Origin of the sequence: Clostridioides sp. GD02377 (genome assembly GCF_045899875.1) — a bacterium.
GTDB classification, from domain to species: Bacteria; Bacillota; Clostridia; order Peptostreptococcales; family Peptostreptococcaceae; genus Clostridioides; species Clostridioides difficile_A.
In genome coordinates this window covers 1-15920 of sequence record NZ_JBJODA010000012.1, presented here as the reverse complement: position 1 = coordinate 15920, position 15920 = coordinate 1, and the positions used below count along the sequence as shown (strand labels likewise).

At 28.9% G+C, this 15920-nt stretch carries 13 protein-coding genes, 1 pseudogene and 2 other annotated features; of the genes and pseudogenes, 10 read left to right on the top strand and 4 right to left on the bottom strand.

Going from position 1 to position 15920, the window contains the following annotated elements; translation table 11 throughout:
- Nucleotides 1–17 precede the first annotated feature (17 nt).
- The 6 genes from Q3304_RS11915 to Q3304_RS11890 all read left to right on the top strand — a co-directional run bounded on the left by Q3304_RS11915 (nucleotide 18) and on the right by Q3304_RS11890 (nucleotide 6791).
- Nucleotides 18–275 (top strand): YggT family protein, encoded by a 258-nt coding sequence (locus Q3304_RS11915; RefSeq protein WP_407813694.1) that lies wholly within the window; start codon nucleotides 18–20, stop codon nucleotides 273–275.
- Nucleotides 276–284: 9 nt separating this feature from the next.
- Nucleotides 285–1070 (top strand): RNA-binding protein, encoded by a 786-nt coding sequence (locus Q3304_RS11910; RefSeq protein ID WP_054271195.1) that lies wholly within the window; start codon nucleotides 285–287, stop codon nucleotides 1068–1070.
- A 34-nt stretch (nucleotides 1071–1104) separates the two neighbouring features.
- Nucleotides 1105–1632, top strand: coding sequence for a DivIVA domain-containing protein (locus Q3304_RS11905; protein ID WP_003426928.1), 528 nt, complete (start codon nucleotides 1105–1107; stop codon nucleotides 1630–1632).
- 174 nt (nucleotides 1633–1806) lie between these two features.
- Nucleotides 1807–2039: a binding site (T-box leader), on the top strand.
- Nucleotides 2040–2129: 90 nt separating this feature from the next.
- The gene (gene ileS, locus Q3304_RS11900) at nucleotides 2130–5237 is read left to right on the top strand and encodes an isoleucine--tRNA ligase (RefSeq protein WP_219673189.1); all 3108 of its coding nucleotides are present in this window, start codon (nucleotides 2130–2132) and stop codon (nucleotides 5235–5237) included.
- A gap of 297 nt (nucleotides 5238–5534) precedes the next feature.
- Nucleotides 5535–6407, top strand: coding sequence for a YitT family protein (locus Q3304_RS11895; RefSeq protein WP_074178493.1), 873 nt, complete (start codon nucleotides 5535–5537; stop codon nucleotides 6405–6407).
- A gap of 111 nt (nucleotides 6408–6518) precedes the next feature.
- Entirely contained in the window at nucleotides 6519–6791 is a 273-nt protein-coding gene (locus tag Q3304_RS11890; protein WP_054271192.1) for a hypothetical protein, read from the top strand.
- A 160-nt stretch (nucleotides 6792–6951) separates the two neighbouring features.
- On the opposite strand, the gene Q3304_RS11885 is transcribed toward Q3304_RS11890, so the two are convergent.
- The gene (locus tag Q3304_RS11885) at nucleotides 6952–7524 is read right to left on the bottom strand and encodes a TetR/AcrR family transcriptional regulator (protein WP_054271191.1); all 573 of its coding nucleotides are present in this window, start codon (nucleotides 7522–7524) and stop codon (nucleotides 6952–6954) included.
- 184 nt (nucleotides 7525–7708) lie between these two features.
- Between Q3304_RS11885 and Q3304_RS11880 the strand changes: the two genes are divergently transcribed.
- Entirely contained in the window at nucleotides 7709–8551 is an 843-nt protein-coding gene (locus Q3304_RS11880; protein ID WP_074178492.1) for a DegV family protein, read from the top strand.
- An 87-nt stretch (nucleotides 8552–8638) separates the two neighbouring features.
- On the opposite strand, the gene Q3304_RS11875 is transcribed toward Q3304_RS11880, so the two are convergent.
- Nucleotides 8639–9715, bottom strand: a complete 1077-nt coding sequence (locus tag Q3304_RS11875) for a Xaa-Pro peptidase family protein (RefSeq protein ID WP_054277266.1) — start codon at nucleotides 9713–9715, stop codon at nucleotides 8639–8641.
- Between the two features lie 494 nt (nucleotides 9716–10209).
- Here Q3304_RS11875 and Q3304_RS11870 point away from each other — a divergent pair, with 494 nt between their 5' ends.
- The 3 genes from Q3304_RS11870 to trpS all read left to right on the top strand — a co-directional run bounded on the left by Q3304_RS11870 (nucleotide 10210) and on the right by trpS (nucleotide 13709).
- Nucleotides 10210–11613 carry an APC family permease gene (locus Q3304_RS11870; RefSeq protein ID WP_407813695.1) on the top strand — a complete coding sequence of 468 codons (1404 nt, stop codon included), beginning with the start codon at nucleotides 10210–10212 and terminating at the stop codon, nucleotides 11611–11613.
- A gap of 91 nt (nucleotides 11614–11704) precedes the next feature.
- Nucleotides 11705–11945, top strand: a binding site (T-box leader).
- A 42-nt stretch (nucleotides 11946–11987) separates the two neighbouring features.
- Nucleotides 11988–12686, top strand: coding sequence for a 5'-methylthioadenosine/adenosylhomocysteine nucleosidase (locus Q3304_RS11865; RefSeq protein WP_407813696.1), 699 nt, complete (start codon nucleotides 11988–11990; stop codon nucleotides 12684–12686).
- A gap of 21 nt (nucleotides 12687–12707) precedes the next feature.
- Nucleotides 12708–13709: a tryptophan--tRNA ligase gene (gene trpS, locus Q3304_RS11860; RefSeq protein ID WP_054277264.1), complete on the top strand. Its 1002-nt coding sequence runs from the start codon at nucleotides 12708–12710 to the stop codon at nucleotides 13707–13709.
- A gap of 160 nt (nucleotides 13710–13869) precedes the next feature.
- Here trpS and Q3304_RS11855 read toward each other — a convergent pair whose 3' ends face one another.
- Together Q3304_RS11855 and Q3304_RS11850 are read right to left on the bottom strand one after the other, a co-directional pair.
- A complete protein-coding gene (locus Q3304_RS11855; protein ID WP_236730102.1) occupies nucleotides 13870–13989 on the bottom strand; it encodes a helix-turn-helix domain-containing protein in 120 nt (39 codons plus the stop codon).
- 345 nt (nucleotides 13990–14334) lie between these two features.
- Nucleotides 14335–15612 (bottom strand): annotated as a pseudogene (locus tag Q3304_RS11850) (sigma 54-interacting transcriptional regulator); the annotation flags it as partial.
- Between the last annotated feature and the right edge of the window lie 308 nt (nucleotides 15613–15920).

The window sequence follows — 15920 nt, the reverse complement described above, 5'->3', positions numbered from 1 at the left end:
AAAAAGGCGGTTAATATATGGGAACAATAAGAATTGCACTTTATTATCTTTTGGATATAATAGCATGGATGATAGTTATAAAAAGCTTGATGACTTGGTTTCCAAATGGAAGACAAAGCAAAATTTTCGAGATTTTAGAAAATCTTACAGAGCCAATAGAAGGATCAATAAGGTCAATAATGTACAGATACACAAACGGACCTATAGATTTTTCTCCTTTAATTGCAATAGTATTATTGATGTTCCTAAGACAATTAGTATTGGTTATATTCTAAGGTGATAGAATGGATAAATTAAAATTAACAAATCACATAAAGGATATAGACTTGAAAAATAAAATGTTTAAAGTAATAGACAAGGCTAATAGTTGTATAAAAAACTATGATGTTAAGTTTACTGAGTTTCTTAATCCATATGAAGTGAAAAATGCTGTAGCGATATTAAATTCTACAAATGAAATAAAATACAGTGTGGATGGAGGTTATGAACAAGCTGAAAGAAGCACTGTATTTATTTATCCATTTTACATGGAATATGAGGATATAGAAGATACTCTTAGATTTTTACAGATAGAAGGGAATTTCAAATTTAAGAATATATCTCATAAAGATTATTTAGGTGCAATTATGAGTCTAGGTATAAAAAGAGAAAAAATTGGAGATATAATTATACATGATAGCTTTTGTCAAGTAATTGTAAGTAGTGATATTTGCGATTTTATAATCGTGAATTTGGAGAAAGTTTCGAGAAATAATGTAATTGTAAAGGAAATTTCCAGAGAAAACATTGTTAATAGTTCTTCAAAATATAAGGAAGTATCATTTACAGTATCTTCAGATAGGTTAGATTGTGTCATAAGTGGTCTTTACAATATATCTAGACAAGATAGTGCAAAATACATAAATGGAGAAAAAGTCCATGTCAATTATGAAAAGATAACTTCAACCTCTAAAATAGTTAAAAATGATGATTTGATTTCTGTTAGAGGCAAAGGAAGAGCTAATGTAACACAAATAGGAGATATTACTAAAAAAGGTAAAATAAAAGTTCAAGCAAGATTAATTGTATAAGGACTAATTTAAATTATAGCTGGGAGGAAATGTAATGCTAACTCCAATTGAGATAGAAAATAAAGAGTTTAAAAAAGGTTTAAGAGGGTATAGAGATGAAGAGGTTGATGAATTTTTAGACATCATTAAAGAAGATTATGAATCTCTATGTAGAGAAAATACAGCTCTTAAAGAAAAATTAGGATTATATCAAGACCAAGTAAACAAGTATGAAAATATTGAAGAGACATTAAAAGCTACTCTAATAACTGCTCAAAGTGCAGCAGAAGACACTTGTAGCGCGGCTAATAAAAAAGCTAAAATAATTGTTGAAGAGGCAGACTTAAAAGCTAGACAAATTATAGAACAAGCCAATAATCGTGTTATAGAGATAAGAAAAGAGTATGATGCTTTAGTTAAAGAATTTAAGATATTTAGAAATAAATTTAAATCACTATTAGAAGATGAGATAAGAAGTGTTGATGAAATTTTTTATGATGTAGATGAAAAATGTGTAAATGCATTTGAAGGAACAACAGTGTATAATTATAGTAATGATGAAGCTGCTACAACTCTAGAATAAAGCTATGATTTATTGGATTTTTAGGTGAAATTATTGTAGAAGTTTGAGAAATCTATAACAAAAATTTAAAATAGGATAAAAATGTAAGAAAAATAGAAATTATTATATTTTTCAAAAATATATTGACTATTCAAATTATTTGTTATAGAATTTCATATAAACACAGATAAATTTTTAAAAGCGTTGATAGAGACAATTATCTTTAGATAATTTTACAGAGAATTGGGTATGCTGAGAACCAATGAATTTATAAAGGTAAAAATCACTCTTGAGCTGCAGGCTGAACGATTAAATTCTATTAAGCTGTGCCGGTTAGTACCGTTATACTATTAGAGTGTTATATGTGGATAGAATTAAATTCACATATAGAATTAGGGTGGTAACGCGATTTATAACTCGTCCCTTTGTTTAAAGGGGGCGAGTTTTTTAGTATTTAAATTTATGTGAAAGAATAAAAAATTTTGGAATTATAATATTTATAGGAAAGGGTGATTTATATGGCGAAATTTAAGCCATTAGTAGACAGTTCAGTAAAACAAGCAGAAGCACAAGTTTTTGATTATTGGAAAGATATAAATATACTTGAAAAAACTTTAGAAAAAGGGGAAAATGACCCAAGTTTTGTATTCTATGAGGGGCCTCCTACAGCCAATGGAAATCCTGGAGTACACCATGTTTTATCTAGAACACTTAAAGATTCAGTTTGTAGATATAAAACAATGTCTGGTTATCAAGTAAAGAGAAAAGCTGGTTGGGATACACACGGATTACCAGTTGAAATACAAGTAGAGAAAGAATTAGGTCTTACTAGTAAGCAACAAATAGAAGAGTATGGAATAGCTGAGTTCAACCAAAAATGTAGAGAATCAGTTTTCTCATTTGAAAAACAATGGAGAATAATGACTGAGAGAATGGCTTATGAAGTTGATTTAGATAATCCATATATAACTTTAGACAATAACTATATAGAGTCTGTATGGTGGATACTTAATAAATTCAACAAAGAAGGATATATCTATGAAGGTCATAAAATACTTCCTTATTGCCCAAGATGTGGAACTGGTCTTGCTAGTCATGAGGTTGCACAAGGATATAAAGAAGTAAAAACTAATACAGTTATAGCTAAATTTAAGAAAAAAGATGCTGATGAATATTTCCTAGCATGGACAACAACTCCATGGACTTTACCATCAAATGTTTCATTAACAGTAAATGCTGATGTTGATTACTTAAAAGTTAAGAAAGGTGACGAGGTATATTATGTATCTAAACCTTTAGCTAATAAAGTACTAGGTGAAGATTATGAAGTTTTAGAAGAAATGAAGGGTAAAGACCTAGAAGGATTAGAATATGAACAATTAATGCCTTTTGTAGAAGTTGACAAAAAAGCATTTTTCATTACAGTAGGAGATTATGTAACTACTGAAGATGGTACTGGAATAGTTCATACAGCACCAGCATTTGGTGAAGATGACTATAATACAGGTAAAAGATATGATTTACCAGTTGTACAACCAGTAGATGAAACTGGTAAATTTACAGCTACTCCTTGGGAAGGTAAATTTGTAATGGAAGATGGGCTAGATGTTGAAATAATAAAATGGCTGGCTTCTGAAAATAAATTATATAGTAAAGAAAAAGTAGTTCATAACTATCCGCATTGTTGGAGATGTCAAACTCCACTAGTATACTATGCAAAACCAAGTTGGTATATAGAGATGACTAAACTTAAAGATAAATTAATAGAAAATAACAATGGTGTAAAATGGTTCCCAAGCTTTGTAGGTGAAAAGAGATTTGGAAACTGGTTAGAAAATCTAAATGACTGGGCAATATCAAGAACTAGATATTGGGGAACTCCGCTTCCTATATGGAGATGTGAATGTGGTCATACAGATTCAGTAGGTTCAAGAGCTGAATTAGCTGAAAAAGCTATAGAAGATGTAAATCCAGAGACAGTTGAACTTCATAGACCATATGTAGATGATATACATTTAAAATGTGAAAAATGTGGAAAACCAATGACAAGAGTAACAGAAGTTATAGACTGTTGGTTTGATAGTGGGGCTATGCCATTTGCTCAACACCACTATCCATTTGAAAATAAAGAGAACTTTGACCAATTATTCCCAGCTGATTATATATCAGAAGGTATAGACCAGACTAGAGGTTGGTTCTACTCATTACTTGCAGTATCAACATTTGTATTAGGTAAAGCACCATATAAGAGTGTGTTAGTTCCAGACCTTGTACTTGATAAAGAAGGAAAGAAAATGAGTAAATCAAGAGGAAATACAGTAAATCCAATGGAGTTATTTGACCAATATGGAGCAGATGCATTAAGATGGTATCTACTATATGTTTCTCCACCATGGACTCCAACTAAATTTGATATGGATGGATTAAAAGAAATACAAAGTAAATTTATAGGAACTATGAAGAATGTATATAACTTCTTCACTTTATATGCAAATACAGATGATATAAATCCAACTGAATTCTTTGTAGAATATAAAGATAGACCAGAACTTGATAGATGGATACTATCTAAGTTTAATAACTTAATGAAAGATGTAGAAGAAAATTTAGCTATATTTGAATTAAATAAGACTTTAAGAATGATACAAGATTTCATAAACGATGATTTATCTAACTGGTATATCAGACGTTCAAGAAGAAGATTCTGGGCAACTGAGTTAACAGAAGATAAAAAAGCAGTATATAATACAACTTATGAATTATTACATGGTCTTTGCAGAGCTATAGCTCCATTTGCACCATATATGTCAGAAGAAATGTACAGAAATCTAACAGGAGAAGTATCTGTTCACTTAGCTGAATATCCTAAGCCTAATGAAGAATTAATGGATGCTAAATTAGAAGAAAAAATGGATTTAGCTAAAAATCTAGTTACTTTAGGTAGAGCTTCAAGAGAGGTTGAAAGAATAAAAGTTCGTCAACCATTACAAAAAGTATTAGTAGATGGTAAGTTTGAAGATACAATAAGTGATGTAGTTGATTTAATAAAAGAAGAACTTAATGTTAAAGAGGTAGTATTTGCTAAGGACTTAGATGAGTACATGAACTTTAGTCTAAAACCAAACTTTAAGGCAGCAGGGCCATTACTAGGTGCTAAGATGAATTTATTTGTAGGAGCATTAAATAAATTAAATGCACATGAAGCTGTTAATAAACTTGAAAATGGTGAAAGTTTAACAGTTGATTTAGATGGTGAAGCTTTTGAGTTTAATAAGGATTTAGTGTTAATAGGTATAACTGCTAAAGAAGGATTTAATGTATCTGTTGAAAACAATCTTTTCGTTATACTAGATACTAAGTTAACTGAAGAATTGGTTGATGAAGGTTATGCTAGAGAATTTATATCTAAAGTACAGCAATTAAGAAAATCTAATAACTTTGAAGTATTAGATAATATAGTGATAGATTACTGTGGTGATGATGAAATTGCTAAGGCTGTTGACCATTTCGATGAATATATCAAGTCTGAGACTTTAGCTTTAGAAATAAACAGAGTGGATGATAAATCTTTAGAAGAACAAAACTTAAATGACCATATGACAGGTATAAAAGTTACAAAAAAATAAAAATAATAGTTAGTTAATTAAAATCCCTATAGAAATTAGTTTATAAATTTCTATAGGGATTTTTTAATACAGTATAATTATCTATTCGATAAAATGTTGAAATATTCCAAAATTTACAGTAAATAAATCTATATAAATCATATAAATTATTTATAGTATGTGATAGAATATTAGTGAATAAACGTTTAAGTGAGGATGAATAATATTTTAGAGTAAACTACTTCTGATAAATTTATTTATAAATTTATTGTGTATAATGCAGGGTGGTTTATTTATTATGCAAAGGGGTGCGTTTTGATGTATGGTGAAAGTAAAAAGCTAAGTATTGATAATAACATATTTTTACAATATGGTCTTATTATATTGGGTATGATTCTATCAACCATAGGAATAAATTTATATCTAGCACCAGCCAAGTTATTAAGTGGAGGAGTAGCTGGGATTTGTGTTATATTATATAAGTTATTTGGTATAAATCAAGGAATATCCAGTTTTTTGATGAATATACCAATATTTATTATAGCTAAAAAGTATTTTGACAATAAATTTTTGTTAATAAGCTTTGTTAATATGCTGTTATTTTCTGTTGCTCTTGGATTAACACAGGATATTGCTAAATATTTTCCAATAGATGACACTATGCTACAGTGTATTTATGGTGGCGCCTTAACTGGAATAGGTATGGGGTTGACTTTTAAAGCAAGAGCTACTGCTGGAGGTCTTGACATAATAGCAGCTATAATGAAAAGAAAGTACGATATACCTATGAAAAATACATTTTTATTTATAAATTTCTTTGTAGTATGTGCAGGTGCATTTTTATTTGGAGCTAAGTTGGTAATGTATACTTTAATTGCTATGTATATAATTTCTTTTACAATGGACATAGCAAAGGATTGTTTTGATAGAAAAAAATCTATACTTCTAATATCTAATAAATATGATGAAATATCCAAAGTAATAATGAATAAGATGGGAAGAGGAGTAACTTTTCTAGAGGCAGAAGGAGCATATACACAAAATAAGAAAAAAATGATTTATTGTATAATATCTGCAAATGAGATAGGTAAATTTAAAGATTTGATTTATGATATGGATAGTGAAGCCTTTATTTCTGTTAATAATGTGGAAGAAGTAAAAGGAGGAGGTTTTAAAGATAAGTTTCTTTAAAATGGCAATGTTAAAAAATACCATATGTATTGTGATTGCACCTAGTTAGATGTATACTATAATTAATGGGGTACATGAAGTACTCAATAATATACTAGGAGGTATAAGAATATGTTAAGAGAGAGATTTGTAGTAAGAAATCACCATAATCCACACACAAGTGGATGTTGTGGAACTGGGGGAGAAGGCTGTTGTGGAGGAGATAATCATGAGCATTCACATCAACATTCTCATAGTCATGGGCATGGACATGAACACGTAAATGGTGTAGGTCACGACCATAATCATGAGGATGGTTTCTCAGGGACTCATGAGCATAGTCATGAGCATGCACATACACATGGGCATGAACACTCAGATGGACATACGCATGAACATAAATAGAGATATTTAAAATTTATAAAAGATTTTTATTTTGTGATTCCATGAAGGTTTAAATAAAAATTAAATGTTTTAAATAAAATTATTAATAATAAATAAGAAAGTGAACTGTTAAATTCAAAGAATTTAATAGTTCACTTTTGTTACATATTAAGCATTAAATTTAAATCCAATGGTTAACTAAAAAAGAAGCTATATTTTCATAAGGTATTTTTTCTGTCCTTAATAAGCTTTGGACAACTAAACCATCTACTATAGACATAAGTAAGAAGGAAAATGATTCAGCATCTTGTTCATTTTCACTTCTACTGTATTTTTCTAAGGACTCAACAATTTCAGATTTAAGAGTAGTTCTCCATTCAATATATTTTAATCTCATTCTTTCTTTCAAATCATCATTTGAAGTAATTGCTTCACAAATAAGATACATATGTACTCTACCACGACTTTCTATAGTAGATATTTTCTCTAAGATTAAATTAACCATTTCTATTTGAGAATTTTTTGATTTGACGTTTTTTACACAGTTTAATATAGCACTGGTTATAACTTCTAAATGAGTGTCTGCAATATCATATATAATATCATTTTTAGATGCGTAGTGATAATACAAAGTACCTTTACTTATATTTACATCTTTTGCAATATCAGCAAGACTAGTATTTTGAACTCCATTTTTGGCTATTAAATTGGTTGCAGATGATAAAATAGCCTGTTTCATATTGTTTGTTTTCATAAAACCTACCTTTCTATGTATATTTATAACAAATTAATAACATTATAAGCTTATGGATATTTATTGTCAATAAAGCAAGAATCTATATCTATTGACTTTTTTTCATTCAAAATATAAAATAGTAATTAAATCGGTCGTACGACCGACTGAATAAATAAAAACAATATCTTATAGTGAGGTTAATATGGATAAAATAAAATTGATAGTGGATAGTGCATGTGACTTACCTAATGATATAATAGAAAAATACAACATTGAAGTTGTTGGTTTAAATGTATCTTTTGGAGAAGAAAGTTATATATCTGGAAAGGAAATAGATAATGAAACTTTCTATAGAAAAATGAGTGAAAGCAAAGTACTACCAAAAACATCATGTCCTTCACCTGATAAATTTTTAGAAGCATATCATTGTCAGGAAGAAAGTATATTGGTGATTAATATAAGTTCAAGACTATCTGGTACTTATAATAGTGCACTTTTGGCAAAAGATATGTTTGAAAAGGAAGGGAACAATAAAAAAATTGAGGTTATAGACTCACTTAGTGGGTCAATTGGAATAGGACAACTTGTGTTAAAAGCAGCAATATTAATCAAAGAAGGAAAAGAAATCGAAGAAGTTGTTTCAATAATAGATAAATACAAAGATAATCCACCATTTTTGGGGACTTTAGAGACATTAGAAAATGCTATCAAGGGTGGAAGAATAAACCCTATAGCAGGAAAAATTATAAATACATTGAATTTTAAGGCTATAATACAAGTTGCAGATGGTATTGTAACTCCAATAGATAAGGCAAGAGGTGAAGGGAATAGCTTGAAAAAGTTGATTAATTTAGTAGAATCCAAGATTAAAGATAGAGAAGAAAAGGTCTTATTTATAGGACATGCAAACTGTCCTGAGAAGGCTCAAAAAGTAAGGGAAGTTATGGAGAAAGATGTAAAATATAAAGATGTTGTAATCTGTGAAGTTGGCTCAGTTATGGGTACATATACTTCAAAAGGTGCAATTTTAATTACTGCTATATAAATCATGATGTGAAAAATTGAAGCCATATAAAAATGCTTAAAGCATTCTTATATGGCTTGTTTTAATTTTAGTAAGTTAATTTTATAATTAACCAACTACACATATTTCTTTATCATATTTATTTAATATCTCACAACCATCTTCAGTAACAAGTACTAAATCTTCTATTCTAACTCCGAATTCACCTGGTAAATATATACCTGGTTCTATAGAGAATATCATTCCTGGTTGTACAGTATCTGTATTTATAGAAGATACATCTCCCTTATCATGAACTTCAAGTCCGATAGAGTGACCTGTTCTATGAGTGAAGTATTGTCCATATCCTTTTTCAGTTATGTAATCACGAGCAGCAGCATCTATATCACAGAATCTAACTCCTGGTTTTACAATAGCTTCAGCTCTCTTATTAGCTTCAAGAACTATTTCAAATATCTCTCTACCTTTTTCAGGTATTTCTTTATAGAATACAGTTCTTGTCATATCAGCACAATAATTGTCTTTTATACAACCTATGTCTAATATTATTGCATCTCCTGGTTTTACAAGTGCGTTTCCAGGTTCACCATGTGGGTTAGCTCCGTTAGGTCCAAATCCTATAATAGGGTCAAATGAAAATCCATCAGCACCTAAATCTTCATATATTTTAGATAATTTACCAACAAGTTGTTTCTCTGTAAGTTCACCAGAAACAGTAGCTTTAAGTTGCTCCATACCCTTGTCATTTAATCTTGAAGCTATTCTCATTAATTCTTTTTCTTCTTCATCTTTACACATTCTTAAAGTATCTATTATATAAGATGAATTTACAAATTTGCTTCCTCCACCTAATTCCATTAAGCTTAATAAGAATCTAGCTGGCCAGTTTTTATCAACACCCATAGTAGCATTTTTGTCTATATGTTCAGTTATTATTTCTACTGGATTTTGAGTATCATTAAACCAAACCATTTCAACACCTAAATCTTCTGTAACAGGGAATAATTCATTTATAAATAATTTATTATTTCCATTTAAATTTAGGTATAATGCTAATAATCTTTCGCCTGGGTGGATTAGTGCTCCTGTTAGATAAAATATCGAAGTAGGGTCACTTACCAACATTTGAGAAATATCATCTTTTTTCATTTGTTCAAGTACAGCATTCAATCTTTGAGTCTTCATAATAATTTCCTCCTAATCAAAATTTAATACAAATCAATTTTAGCATTATTAAACAAAAAAGAGTATACTTTTCTTTTAGAAATATAAAAAATTTTTGTTATATATTTTTTATATTAAATTTAATCGTCACTTTTACATTAAATATAGAGGTAAATTATTTTTTATTGTGAAAAATTTATAAAAATAATAAATAAAAGATATAAATTTGTGATTTTAAGTTTTTTATATCATCATGAAAAATAACAAATAAAATTTTATATTAAAATAATATTGAAACAATTTTAAAAATTTAGTATGATTAGAATTAAAGTGGCAGAGCTTTTGAGATTTACCACTTTTAATAAAATTTGATTTCAAAGTATTTAGATTTTTTTAATAAAAGACCTTAATAATTTAAAAACTCTGAATGCTATTGATTTAATGACAGTGAATCTGTTTTATCAATTTTGAAATCAACTTTTAACTAATTAATAGAGAGGAGAATTTAAATTAGGATGGAAAAGAAAAAAATAGGCCTGTGGAGTTTGGTATTTATGAATGTATCAGCTTTATATGGTATCAGATGGATAGCTAAATCTACAGCATCAAGCTTTGGTTTAGGATTAGGTGCAATACCTATGTGGTTATTATTCTCATTTATATATTTTGTACCAGGAGCTTTAATTTGTGCTGAATTAGCTTCTACATATCAAAAAGGTGATGGAGGTTTATATGATTGGGTTAAGGAAGCCTTTGGAGAAAAATATGGATTTTTAGTTTCTTGGCTAAATTGGACAGCTAAAATATTTTGGTATTCTTCATTCTTAACTTTTTTAGCAGTAAATGTTTCTTATACAATAGGAAATCCAGCACTTGCAGATAATAAGATGTTTGTACTTATATTATCTTTAGTAATATTCTGGGCATTATCTCTTATAGCAACTAAAGGAATAAGTTTTACAAAGATATTTACTAATACAGGTGCATTAGGTTCAACAATACCAAGTGCTATACTTATAATATTTTCATTTGTAGCAGTATTTGTATTGAAAAAACATGATATAGCTTCAACATATACAATAGCTTCAATGACTCCAAAGCTTAACATGGATGCATTTGTCGCTATATCAGCTATAATGTTTGGTTTAGCAGGAGCAGAAACTGCAGCTAACTTTATAACAGAGATAGATAAGCCTGAAAAGAACTTCCCTAAAGCTATATTAATATCAGCTGGGATAGTAGCTTCATTATATGTATTAGGTTCAATTGCAATAACAATGATAATACCACCAGACCAAATTACTGCTTCTAAAGGTGTATTGGATGCACTTGCAGCTGTTTGTCAATCTTTAGGAATAGGCTCTTGGTTGGTTCAATTAATAGCTTTTGGTATAGCTTTCTCAATACTAGGAGCAATAGTTCTTTACATAGCATCACCAATAAAAATGTTATTTGGTAGTGTCAAAAAAGGAGTATTCCCAGATAGCTTAGTAGAAGTAAATGAACATAAAATACCTTCTAAAGCTGTTATACTTCAAGCAATAATAGTTACTATAATATTATTAGTGACTACATTAATGCCTTCTGTTGATGCTATATATAATGTTCTTGTAACTATGACAGCATTAACTGCTTTATTCCCATATGTGTTATTATATGCTTCTTATATTAAATTAAGAAAAGAGAGACCAGATGAAATTAGACCTTATACTATGGCAAAATCAACAAGTACTTGTATAGGTTTAGCGAAAATGGTTCTAGTAGTAACTGTAGTTGGTATACTATTATCTGCAGCACCAGTTATGCCTACATTTGCTGAAAATATCATATATGAGATAGAGATGATTGGTGGAGGTCTTCTAGTTATACTATCTGGTATATGGTTGTGGAATAGATATGAAAAGAAAATAGCTAAATAAAAATGTATTTTAGTAATTTCTTTTGGATATTATAATATATAGTTGACAATTTATAGTGTAAGGAATATTATAAAATAAAGAAATTAATAAATTTAATCCTGTGATAAGAAATAGTAAATAAATATACTTTTGTACAGAGAGTTAAGGGTGCTGAGAACTTAATAAAAAGTGTTTATTGAATGGGTCTTTAAGGAGTAAGGTGAAATGTAGTTTAAGGCTACAGAGTATCTGATATCGTGTGTGCACGTTACAGCATATATTGAGATATATATATTCAACTTTGAGTATATATAAATTTAGGTGGTACCACGGAAAATATATCCGTCCTATTGATTTAGGACGGATTTTTTAATATAGAAAATTTAGGAGGAAAAATGAACATAATAGGAATTATAGGTGCAATGGATGAAGAAGTAAGTATTTTAGTTAATCTAATGGATATTAAAGAAACTGTAAAAAAAGCTAGTTTAGAGTTTCATCAAGGAACATTAGAAGGAAAAAATGTAGTATTAGTAAAATGTGGTATAGGTAAAGTTAATTCTGCTCTTTGTGCACAGATACTAATAAGTGAATTTAAAGTTGATGCTATTGTTAATACAGGTGTAGCAGGTGCTTTGAACGAAAATCTTGATGTTAATGACATAGTGATATCGACTGATGCTATACAATATGATATAGATACTACAGCATTTGGAGACCCTAAGGGAGTTATACCAAGAATGAAGACTTCTGTATTTAAAGCAGATGAAAGACTTATAGATGCTGCTTACAAATCTTCTGTAGAGGAAGTAAAGACTCACAAAGTACTGAAAGGAAGAGTCGTTACAGGAGATAAATTTATAAATTCTAAAGAATTAAAAGATGAATTAGTAAATGATTTTGGTGGGTATTGTGGAGAAATGGAAGGTGGAGCTATAGCTCATGTATGTTATCTAAATAATACTCCATTCGTAATAATAAGAGCAATGTCTGATAAGGCAGATGGAAGTGCTGATGTTACGTATGATGTATTTGTACACGATGCTGCCAACAATTCTAAGGATATAGTTTTAAATATGTTAAAATCAATATAAATATAAGGAGGTACAAGTAAAATGAGTGAAAAAAAAGTTATATTTAGTGGTGCACAACCATCAGGGAAAATGACTTTAGGAAATTATATAGGAGCTATAAAAAACTGGACTGAACTTCAAGATAATTATGATTGCTATTATAGTATAGTTGATTTACATGCAATAACAGTACCTCAGGACCCTAAAGTTTTGAGAGCTAATGCTATAGAATTGCTTGCTCAATATATAGCTTGTGGATTAGACCCAGAAAAAAATACTATATTTATTCAATCTCATGTTAAAGAGCATGTTGAACTTATGTGGGTATTAAGTACAATGACTTATATGGGAGAATTAAGCAGAATGACTCAGTTTAAGGATAAATCACAAAAAAGTGAAGCAAATCTAAATGCAGGTTTGTTTACTTATCCAGTCCTTATGGCTGCTGACATATTATTATATCAAACTGATTTGGTTCCAGTTGGAGATGACCAAAAACAACATTTAGAGTTATCTCGTGATTTAGCAAATAGATTTAATAATAGATTCTCACCTACATTTGTGGTTCCAGAAGGATACTATCCAAAAGGCGGAGCAAGAGTAATGAGTTTACAAGAGCCAACTAAGAAAATGAGTAAATCTGATTCAAATGAAAATGCCTTTATATTATTAGCAGATGATTCAGATACTATAAAGAGAAAGATAAAGAGAAGTGTTACTGATTCTTTAGGTGTTGTAAAATATACTGATGAGCAACCTGGTATTAAAAATCTACTTGATATATACTCTAATTTAAGCAAAAAGAGTGTGGAAGAGATTGTAAACATGTATGAAGGTAAAGGTTATGGAGTATTTAAAGAAGATGTGGCTGAAGTAGTAGCAGAAAGTTTAAGACCTATAAGAGAAAGATATGCGGACCTTCTTAATAATAAAGATTATTTAGAAAAAATATATAGTATGGGAGCAGAAAAAGCTGAAAAACAAGCTAGAAAGACTCTTAGAAAAGTTTATAAAAAAGTTGGTTTTATAGAAAGAAGATATTAATGGTTAACTATAGATAAACATTTATCTTTTTAGTTAAATAAATTATAATAATAAATTAAAAATAATATTTATTTATGAAAAGGTTGTAAGTAGATTTGTATAAAAATACATTTACATACAACCTTTTCTTATCAAATAAGTTTAATAATTATTAGAAGATTTACTTAGATTCTTTTAATTTTCTCCATAAAGTACTTATGCATATCCCAAGCTTATCAGCCACTATTTGTTTATTCCATTTACATTCATTTAAATAAGATAAAATAATTTCTCTTTCCATTACTTCAAGGGTATCTCTGTGTATCTTAATAATCTCCTTACTTTCTTTTTTGTCTTCTATAACATTATTTTCCATAACATCAGTTGTATTTTCTAAACAATTATAAATCAAATTATTATTATTATTATTTTCTTTGCCATAAAGAAGTACAAATCTATGAATAGTATTCTCTAATTCTCTAACATTACCTGGCCAATTATAATTTGTTAATATATCCAATTCATGTTTTTCTAAATATGGAATGTTTACTTTGTATTTTTTTGAATAGTAATTTAAAAAATGAATAGATAAAATCTCAATATCTCCCTTTCTGTCAGAGAGAGTAGGTAAGTTCAAATTTAATAGATTTAAACGATAATACAAGTCAGTTCTGAATTTATTATTGCGAGTTAATTTATTCATATCTTGATTTGTAGCTGCTATTATTCTAACATCAACTGAAATTATAGAATCTGAACCTATTCCATTAAATTCTTTTTCTTATATTACCCTTAACAATTTACTCTGGAGAGAAATTGGTAGAGAATTAATTTCATCTAAAAAAATTGTTCCTGTATGAGCTAGTTCAAATAAGCCTTTTTTTCCATTTTTTTTTGCACCTGAGAATGCTCCTTCTTCATAACCAAAAAATTCACTTTCAAGAAGATTTTCAGGAATTGCTCCACAATTTATAGGTACAAAAGGTCCATTTTTTCTGTTACTTTCATTATGTATACTTTGTGCTAATAATTCTTTTCCAGTACCACTATTTCCAGATATTAGAATGCTTGCATCTGTTGAAGCATAGATGCGTGCAGAACTAATAACATTTTTAATAGCATTACTTTTTCCTATTATATCATCAAAATTATACTTTGCTACAAATCCTTTAGCATTCAATTTTGACCTAATTTTCTGTTCTTGCTCTTGAATTTTTTCAACGTTATGGAAACGTAATATCTTTTCTGCAAAACCACTTTCATTAAGATTGGATTTTTCTATCAGAAAATTTGACTTATCAATTTTGATTATTTCTTTGTCCTTACCTTCTTTATTTAAAAAATCAGCTATTGTGTTGTTTATGTCAACAATTTTTTTATTAAACACCAGAACATTTTTAATACCTAAGATATCTTCTAAGGTTGAGTTAATCAGTACCACTTTATCACCATTAATTGCCATGACACCTTCTGATATATAGTTTACAATTAATTTTAGACTTTCTAATTGTTTTCTTTCTTTTTTTCTTACTTCAATTACAGAAGTTTTACTTGATTTAACAAATACTACAGGCATTTTATTTGATGTACCACTTTCTAATGCAGCTATTCCTCCGCCCACCATTGCATCCATACCATCGAATTTTCCACAAATTACTTGGTTATGAATGTCATCTATAGTTTCAAAAGCATATATTTTAAGTTTATGTAGATTAAGGATATTTTTAATTATGTCAACTTTGTCTGTTATCAATTCTATTGTTTCTGAATGCATTATAATGCCTATATTATCACCATATATCTTTGCAGAATTAACCGCATTTATAATATCAAAGTAATCAGGCTCCATTCTAATTATAACTGTATTTTTAAATATTTTACTTATACAATTCGTTTTGATATTGATTAAAAAATAGCTACGCACACTTGTGACTTTAGTCGTGAGTTAGTAGCCAAAATAGTCAGCATATAGGGAAACTTATATGTAGAGATAGGATAGAACCTATCCAATACTACTTGAATTGCTGGAAACCCCTAAAGCTAACCAAACTAAAACATAAGGATGAAATAAACCTAAGTGTGAAAGTTACGAAAGTAGAAAAAATTGGTTAGATGGTATAAGGTTAAACCCTAAGTACTTTAAAATGGGCAATCAGCAGGTAAGCTCCTAATAGGAGAAACTTCAACGACTATTCCTCTTGAGGGAAGTACACTACAAGCTATTGGTAGTGG

Excerpts from the sequence above, each read along its gene's own strand:
- Q3304_RS11880 (WP_074178492.1), top strand. The coding sequence starts at position 7,709 with ATGGATAAAATAAAATTGATAGTGGATAGTGCATGTGACTTACCTAAT.
- Q3304_RS11895 (WP_074178493.1), top strand. The coding sequence starts at position 5,535 with ATGTATGGTGAAAGTAAAAAGCTAAGTATTGATAATAACATATTTTTA.
- Q3304_RS11885 (WP_054271191.1), bottom strand. The coding sequence starts at position 7,524 with ATGAAAACAAACAATATGAAACAGGCTATTTTATCATCTGCAACCAAT.
- Q3304_RS11890 (WP_054271192.1), top strand. The coding sequence starts at position 6,519 with ATGTTAAGAGAGAGATTTGTAGTAAGAAATCACCATAATCCACACACA.
- Q3304_RS11875 (WP_054277266.1), bottom strand. The coding sequence starts at position 9,715 with ATGAAGACTCAAAGATTGAATGCTGTACTTGAACAAATGAAAAAAGAT.
- Q3304_RS11870 (WP_407813695.1), top strand. The coding sequence starts at position 10,210 with ATGGAAAAGAAAAAAATAGGCCTGTGGAGTTTGGTATTTATGAATGTA.
- Q3304_RS11905 (WP_003426928.1), top strand. The coding sequence starts at position 1,105 with ATGCTAACTCCAATTGAGATAGAAAATAAAGAGTTTAAAAAAGGTTTA.
- Q3304_RS11915 (WP_407813694.1), top strand. The coding sequence starts at position 18 with ATGGGAACAATAAGAATTGCACTTTATTATCTTTTGGATATAATAGCA.
- trpS (WP_054277264.1), top strand. The coding sequence starts at position 12,708 with ATGAGTGAAAAAAAAGTTATATTTAGTGGTGCACAACCATCAGGGAAA.
- Q3304_RS11855 (WP_236730102.1), bottom strand. The coding sequence starts at position 13,989 with ATGGAAAGAGAAATTATTTTATCTTATTTAAATGAATGTAAATGGAAT.
- ileS (WP_219673189.1), top strand. The coding sequence starts at position 2,130 with ATGGCGAAATTTAAGCCATTAGTAGACAGTTCAGTAAAACAAGCAGAA.
- Q3304_RS11910 (WP_054271195.1), top strand. The coding sequence starts at position 285 with ATGGATAAATTAAAATTAACAAATCACATAAAGGATATAGACTTGAAA.
- Q3304_RS11865 (WP_407813696.1), top strand. The coding sequence starts at position 11,988 with ATGAACATAATAGGAATTATAGGTGCAATGGATGAAGAAGTAAGTATT.